The following is an 8,022-nucleotide window of genomic DNA, read 5'->3' on the forward strand; positions in this document are numbered from 1 at the left end:
TGAATGGGAACCGGCAATGGGAATCGGCGATTGAAATCGCTTCTACAAAAACAAAGTCCGCCTGCGCGGACTGAAGATTAGATTAAATTTGTACGGTTTCCAATGGGATTTTTTTCGGACAAATATCATCGTCGTACCAACCAGTCAAAGCCACCGCCAAAGCATCCGCCGCATCATCCGGTTTCGGAATGTAACCCAACTCTAACTCCCGCGCTACGGCCTCTTGTACTTCAGATTTATCCGCATTTCCGCGCCCTGTTAATGCTTTTTTGATTTGCGCTGGGGTAAACTCGAACAGCGGCACTCCACACTGCGCTAATACCAGTGTCAAAACGCCCCGCGCTTGGGCTACAAGGATGGTGTTTCCCATTTTGTAAAAGAACAGTTTTTCAGCAATTGCCAAATCTGGTTTTATTTGTTCAATTACCTCGTGCAAATCATCATAAATTGTTTTCAACCGCTGTCCCATTTCCTGTTTGGGCGTTGTTTTAATTACGCCGCAATCAATCAGGGAAACAGTATTTTCTTCTTTTTTACCGGGGACAACATGACAGGAAATTGCGCCGTAGCCGAGGCTTGCTAAGCCCGGATCTAATCCTAGAATTCGTTTTTCCATTGCCGGAATGAGTAATTGGGAATGGGAATGAGGTATGAAAATTTGGGGAATGTCAGTCTTGGGCGCATGAATACTAAAGAAACTGGGTTTTTCACCAAACGGAGGCTGAGCCTCCGCACCTGCATTACCAGGCAGAGCCTGGTAACGAGCAGCAAGAAACCGAGTTTTTTACCTATTTCACCTAACATAGGCAGAGCCTCGCCTATCTGCATTACCAGGCAAAGCCTGGTAGGGAGCAGAACTTTTCATCGCCATCAATTACCCATTACCAATTACTAATTACTAATTATCCCTCAGTTGTTTCTAGGCCGAATACCCGATCGAACACTTTAGTCACTTTATAGCCCGAATCGATCGATTCTAGCGGATCTTTCCGCAATCGGTGCCGCAAACACAGGGTCATCACCCGGCGAATATCGTCCACAGTGACCTCTGTGCGACATTCTAGGGCTGTGAAAGCTTTGGCGGCCCGATTTGTGACTAAATCGCCCCGCAGTCCGTCTACGTCCAATTCCGCGCAGACTTGGGAGATTTTTACTCGCAAATCGCGATCGATAGTTACGGATTTTAGCCTTTCCTGGGCTTCCACCAATTTCTCCTGCATATCATCTTGTTCGTGCTGATATTTCGCGAGAAACTCTGAGGGATTTTGGTCAAAACTCGATCGCTGTTCGACAATTTCTACTCTTAAATTCGGGTCTTTGACAGTCCGAATTTCGGCGTGCATCCCAAATCTGTCGAGCAATTGCGGCCGCAATTCTCCTTCTTCTGGATTCCCGGAACCGATGAGAATAAACTTAGCCGGGTGACGGATCGAAATGCCTTCTCTTTCGACAGTATTCCAACCGCTGGCGGCGGAGTCGAGCAAAACATCGACTAAATGATCGTCGAGCAAATTGACTTCATCGACGTAAAGAATGCCGCGGTTAGCTTTAGCTAACAGGCCTGGTTCAAAAGCTTTAACTCCTTCGGCCAAAGCTTTCTCGATGTCGATCGTACCGCAAACTCGGTCTTCGGTAGCGCCGAGCGGCAAGTCTACCATTTGGACTTTTTTGCGGGCGATCGGCATTGTACCGTGATGCAAAGTGCGATCGCGCACCTCATCGCTCATAAAATCGGGATCGGTGGGATGACTGTTAAAAGGATCGTCAGCCACCACCTCAATTTCTGGCAGCAAGTCAGCGAGGGCGCGGATTGTGGTAGATTTGCCCGTACCGCGATCGCCCATAATCATCACTCCGCCAATTTTCGGATCGATGACATTCAACAGCAGCGCCAGTTTCATCTCCTCCTGGCCGACAATTGCGGTGAAGGGAAAAACAGCGCGGCGGGCTGCGGTAACGGTTGGCAGAGCGCCCGCATTTACGTTATTGCTGACTTCGGCAGTAGGACTCACAATAAATTCTTTACTCTAATGACAGTCCTCTATTGTGACATACAGGGGTACATTAGTCGATCGACTATTTCTGAGTTCGAGAACGCGCCAACTCTAAAACCTGTTGCTGGCGTTCATTTGAAAAACGTTCAACCGTCGCAGCTAATAGCTCAGATACAGACAACTAACGCCTTTTTTTCGCCTTCCAAACAACTAAAAATTGCTCTGGCGATAGAGTACACAAAGCTATCATTTCGCCGGAGCGATCGCTAAATTCTACCTCGTAAGTTCCATCACAATAACAATCAACAATTGCCCCTCTAATACCTGCTTGCAAATTTGTTTCCGGCAATTTCATATCAAATCCGGTAGCATCGGAATTACAAAATCGAGTCAGATCAAATCCGCGCTTCATCGTTCTGTATTCATCTCTCTCTCTTGTCTTCCTCTGTGTTCTCTGCGCTCTCTGTGGTTAAATCATTCCGATGCAACCGGAAACGATATCACTAATAATTCGACTGCATCAAATAATTCTGGCACGATCGCACTTACCTCGGAACGACTTTCAATTTTACAGCCCCAGACGCGCTCCTTTCTCAGCAACCGGGTTTTGGCAAATACTTCGTTACAGACAGCAGAAACCGCCAAAAACCCGGTTTCTTTGGTATTTATGCGAGAAAGCAAGGGCGATCGGCTCCAAATATAAACTTATGTAACGATTTCCCGGATTTCGCATAAAACCCTCAACTTTCCCCAGATATATCTTTGAGGGCGAATTCAGCCAACTATTTTTCCGGGGTAGTTTGACTGAACTTAACTTTGGGCGATCGGCCCCAAATATAAACTTATGTAACGATTTCCCGGATTTTGCATAAAACCCTCAACTTTCCCCAGATATATCTTTGAGGGCGAATTCAACCAACTATTTTTCAGGGGTACCAATGGCTGAACTTAACATCGGGGCATTGACTGACAGCAACAGCTACACAGGTAGCGTTGACACTACAAATATCTACGACCTTTACAAATTTAACATTAACAGTCCGGGAAGCTTCAAATTTGCGATCGACGGTTTAAGCGGAAATGCCGACATCGTTTTATTAAACGATAGCGGCGAAACACTTTACAGTTCCACCAACGCGGGAACCGGTGCAGAAACAATTAGCGCTGACAGCTTAGTAGCCGGAGAGTATACACTCAAAGTTTCGCAAGTCACCGGCGACATCAAATACACGCTGAATTTAGTATCAACTAGCACTCAACCAACCTCCGAAGACACTCTCACCGGTGCAAAATCAGACGATCCACTTTCCTCAAACAGCGCGGCCATTTCGGAAAAACCGACTGCTAATAAAGATGTCATTACAGGAGATGCTGCTGATGACAATAATGTCACCGCAGAAGCAACATCAGAAACTCCCGAAAAACCCGTTACCACAACTTCACTAACAGCTTTAACATCCGAACCAGAAAAACCTGCCACAGCTACTGAACCTGCGGTTGAAACAACATCAGAAACTCCCGAAAAACCCGTTGCCATAACCTCAGAAACAGCTTTAACATCCGAACCAGAAAAACCTGTAGCAGTGACTGAACCTGCGGCGGAAACAACATCAAAAACTCCCGAAAAACCAGTTACCACAACCTCAGAAACAGCTTTAACATCCGAACCCGAACAACCTGTCGCAGATTCTGAACCCGCGGTTGAAGCAACATCAGAAACTCCCGAAAAACCAGTTACCACAACCTCAGAAACAGCTTTAACATCCGAACCCGAAAAACCTGTCGCAGATTCTGAACCTGCGGTTGAAACAACATCAAAAACTTCCGAAAAACCTGTAGCCACAACCTCAGAAACAGCTTTAACATCCGAACCCGAAAAACCTGTCGCAGATTCTGAACCCGCGGTTGAAGCAACATCAGAAACTCCCGAAAAACCCGTTGCCACAACCTCAGAAACAGCTTTAACATCCGAACCAGAAAAACCTGCAACAGCTACTGAAACTGCGGCGGAAGCAACATCAGAAACTCCCGAAAAACCCGTTACTGGTTCCACAGATGCCAGCAAGCCAGAGGAAGAAAAAAATACTGAAACCAACGGTGACGATACCAAAACAGATAATGCAAATACTTCAATACCGACTGCTGAAACCACAAAAGAACTAGAACCGACTCCGGAGAAAAAGTTAATTTCTCCCTTTACATCAGGGGTGTTCACTGCCGATGCAACTGGTCGGATAAGTGTAGACTACACCTTTGACGGTGGGTTTTTCCAAGGTGAGTTGGCTTTTTTCAGTTTGGACGATTTAGATAAATTTGAACCGGGTTCGGAAGCATTCATCAAAGAAGTAGCTGCACGTTCTTTAAGTAACTCTGTGAAAGGTCATGTAGTGATTAATGATGCTACAGAAGGTGCGCGTTTTTCTGGTGTGTTAGGAGAAGCTAATGCCAATGAAGGAGTCTACTTAGGAGTCAAGAGTTTTGCGGTAACTGCTGGGGGTAAATATGGGGTGATGTTGGTTCCCAACGGTAGTGTTAAGTCTGTGTTCGACAATCCTGCTGCTGGTGGCGCCGGGCGTCCTTTGTTTTCTATGGCAATGGCGAATCCTGTGGAGGGATTTCACTTTGGTCAAATTGCCGATGTGACGGGGGAAGGCAATACGTTTGTGATGGAGGATATGCGGTTAGATGGAGGGAGTGATAAAGATTACAATGATATCATTTTCCAAGTGCGGGGTGCGACGGCAAAAACTGCTTTGTTGGATAGTGCGATTAACCCGGATAAAGAGTGGCGCAAAACAGATTTAGGCAAGGCAATTATTGCTTATGCGAAACCTTACATTACCCCCGAACCAAAACCAAATGTAGATACTGAACTATCGGATTTGCTTGATGATTTGGAAAAGGAAGTTCTGCTGCCATCAACTTCAGATAAAGAGACTGAAAACAACCCAGCGCCTGCCACAAATACCGACAAAGATACTACTGATGCAACCAAAGTTGAAACAACCGACAAAGTAGATGCCAAGCCTACTGTTCCGGCGGTGACGACTGAGGAAGAAGTCAAAGATACTGAGAATAATTCTGGGAATTCGACTCAAGTTGAGACCAGCGATAAGGTAGATACAAAGCTGTCTGGTACGACAACTTTGCCAACTGCTGACAAGGAAAATGCGACGGATTCGACTGAAAATTTACCAGTTGAAAAAACGCCTGTTCCGCCCGCGGCCACTGAGGTAGAAGACAAAGTTACTGAAGCGACTGCGGCGACAACTTTGCCAGATACATCTACTGCTGATACGGAAGTTGCTGCAACGATGCCAACTGAGAAAGTAGAGACAAAACCGGAAGTTTTGCCAGCGGAAATCAAAGCGAAAGAGGAATCGCATCCGGGAGTTTTGCCAGCGGAAATCAAGGTGAAAGAGGAATCGCAGCCGGGAGTTTTGCCAGCGGAAATCAAGGCAAAAGAGGAATCGCATCCGGGAGTTTTGCCAGCGGAAATCAAGGTGAAAGAGGAATCGCAGCCCGCGCTAGTAACTGAGGTAGAGAAAACAGAAACTACTAAAGTTGTTATAGCCACAAATCCTGTAGAGTTGGCGAAGGAAAGTCAGCCAAAAGCGGCGATTGAGACTAAAGAGACTCCAGCGGTTGTGCCGCCGCTAGCAGCGGAAACTATGCCAGTTGTAGGTACGAATACTGCTGTAGACTTGCGGAACAAGGAGATAGTTACTCAGACTGAGACTGCTGGTGTTAATGATGCTGCACCAAAAGAGTTATTGCCAATTTCTCCAACAGTTGCAAAACCAACTGAGGATAATTCGACTGTGGCGGTGACTGAATCGGTTAAGCAGGAAATAGCACAAAACAATAATAATGTCAATGCTGATTGGATTGCTCGGTTGGAAAGCATTCAACAGCGTTTGAGTAACTTGGGTAGTCCAGATGTTGTTGAGGAGAATATTGTCGATCGCACTTTGATTGCTCGTTTAGAGGCCATGACTGAGAAGTTGAGGGAGAAAACTCGATCGACTCCAGTGTCGGATAATACAGCGACGTTGATTTCGCGGCTGGAAGATATGGTTGTGCAAGTCGCACCTCAACCAGTCGAACCTATTCAAACTGTACAATTTGAGTTTCCTGTCGAAAATCGCCCTTTGGTAGGTTTTATCACTGATACTGGCTTGAGTGTCAATAATCCTGCTGAGGAAAAACCCGCAAATAGCACAAACAATCCTTCCCCATCAACTAATGGAGTTAATAATCCGTCGCAGCCAGTAGTTCGCACTCAAGATAATTCGAGTCAATGGGTAGAATCTCTGATTAAATTTGTGGATGCTGCTAAGGTATCCAAGCAACCCCATGCCGTTGTTAACATTAACATCAACCTGACTCAAACTCAGCCTGATGGAACTGTGATTCCCCGCAAGGAATTAACGGTGGCGGAACGATCGGCGATCGCCTACGCATATCAGAACAATGTTATCGTTGTTGTTCCGGCTGGAGATAACTCAGGCACAATGTCGGCTCTCGGTCTATTATCTAAGGAAGTTGACAACGTAGTTACTGTCGGTGCAGCTCAACGATTTAACGATTCCGTTGCACTATCCAATGCCTTTAAATTGGCAGATTATTCGGGTAGCGGCAATACTCTCGATATTCTCGCTAACGGTAAAAGCGGGAATACATCCAGCACGGAGGTTGCTGCTGTTGAAGTCACAAATGCGATCGCTCAAGTGTTGGCAGCAAATCCTAAGCTGAATTACACTCAGGCAATTGATATTATCAAGCGTACTGCTACTGACCTCGATCGACCTAATTGGGACGCTCAAACAGGATCGGGTTTGCTGAATGTTGCTGCTGCGGTGCAGTTGGCAAAGGTAACTACACCGGAACTTTACACGATTAAACCCGGACAGCGAAGCATTACTGATGTCTTCATTTCTCAACATCCGAGTACCAAGCAGTTACCCGGAGATCCGACTCATCCTACGGTGAAAGTCCCTGGAATTCCTCAAACAAATGTCGATTCAGGTGGCAATAATCTTGCTAATGCAACGCAACTGATTCCTTCCGCTACCGAAGATGTCATCGATCAGGTTAGCAGCGTCGATCCGTCGGATATTTATCGGGTTGACAGTCGCTACTTAAATGGTGCTAAGTTTTCCGTCCTCTCAGGCGACTTATCCGTCAGCTACCTGACAACTTCGGGACAATTATTGGGGACTCAATCCTTGAGCAAGGGCAGTCATAAATTGCAGTTGCCAGCCAATGCACCAGCAGAGGTGATTGTCAAGATAGATCAACGGAATGCTAATCCTGCAACTTACGTTCTCTCTGGATTTGAGAGTACCGCCACTGAGCCGTTTAATATTGATTTGGAATATGAAACGCCACTGAGTGCTTCGCAACAGGCGATTATGCAAGCCGCTGCAAAAAGTGTGGCTGGATTAATTGGCAAAGGGTTGCCGAGTGCTGTGGTTGACGGCAAGATTATCGATGACATCAATATCAAGATTTCCACTGCCAATATTGACGGTGCGAGCGGCACCCAAGCGCGAACTAAAATTGATTTCATGCGCTACGGAACTATGTTGCCCGCTCAATCTTTAGTGCAGTTTGATGCTGCGGATATTGCCGAGTTGGAGCGTTCTGGGAAGTTGTTCAGCGTCGTGCAGCACGAGTTTTTACACGCTTTGGGCTTTGGGAATCTTTGGGAAGCTAAGGGTTTGGTGGATTATGCCGGTACGCCGCTGGCTCAGTATAACGGTGGAAAGGCGGTTGATGCGTTCAAAGATTTGGGCGGTTTGACTGATGCGATTTCTCTGGAAACTGAGGGTAAAGGTTCGGCTGGTTTGCATTGGAATGAGGCGCTATTCCAAGATGAGGTGATGACGGCTGATTTGAACTTCAGTGGTAAGGCTGGGAATGCGCCGATTAGCCCTGTTACTATCGCATCTTTGGCCGATTTGGGTTACGAGGTGAATTTGAATGCGGCAGCTCCTGATTTTGGGTTGTTTGGCGGAGGGCGGTT

General features: G+C 46.5%; 5 protein-coding genes. 1 reads left to right on the forward strand and 4 read right to left on the reverse strand.

The window, feature by feature from the left end; translation table 11 throughout:
* Positions 1–82: 82 nt before the first annotated feature.
* The 4 genes from ruvC to WBA89_RS26595 form a co-directional block, all read right to left on the reverse strand.
* Positions 83–616, reverse strand: a complete 534-nt coding sequence (gene ruvC, locus WBA89_RS26580) for a crossover junction endodeoxyribonuclease RuvC (RefSeq protein ID WP_424410655.1) — start codon at positions 614–616, stop codon at positions 83–85.
* A gap of 286 nt (positions 617–902) precedes the next feature.
* A complete protein-coding gene (bchI, locus tag WBA89_RS26585) occupies positions 903–2,012 on the reverse strand; it encodes a magnesium chelatase ATPase subunit I (protein WP_424410656.1) in 1,110 nt (369 codons plus the stop codon).
* Between the two features lie 163 nt (positions 2,013–2,175).
* Entirely contained in the window at positions 2,176–2,406 is a 231-nt protein-coding gene (locus WBA89_RS26590) for a DUF4926 domain-containing protein (protein WP_333421649.1), read from the reverse strand.
* 62 nt (positions 2,407–2,468) lie between these two features.
* Positions 2,469–2,675 (reverse strand): hypothetical protein, encoded by a 207-nt coding sequence (locus WBA89_RS26595; protein ID WP_333421651.1) that lies wholly within the window; start codon positions 2,673–2,675, stop codon positions 2,469–2,471.
* 257 nt (positions 2,676–2,932) lie between these two features.
* On the opposite strand from WBA89_RS26595, the gene WBA89_RS26600 reads away from it, so the two are divergent.
* A partial coding sequence (locus tag WBA89_RS26600) for a DUF4114 domain-containing protein (RefSeq protein WP_424410657.1) occupies positions 2,933–8,022 on the forward strand: 5,090 nt, incomplete at its 3' end.

The organism is Microcoleus sp. (assembly GCF_049646505.1).
In the GTDB taxonomy this organism is placed as follows: domain Bacteria; phylum Cyanobacteriota; class Cyanobacteriia; order Cyanobacteriales; family Microcoleaceae; genus Microcoleus.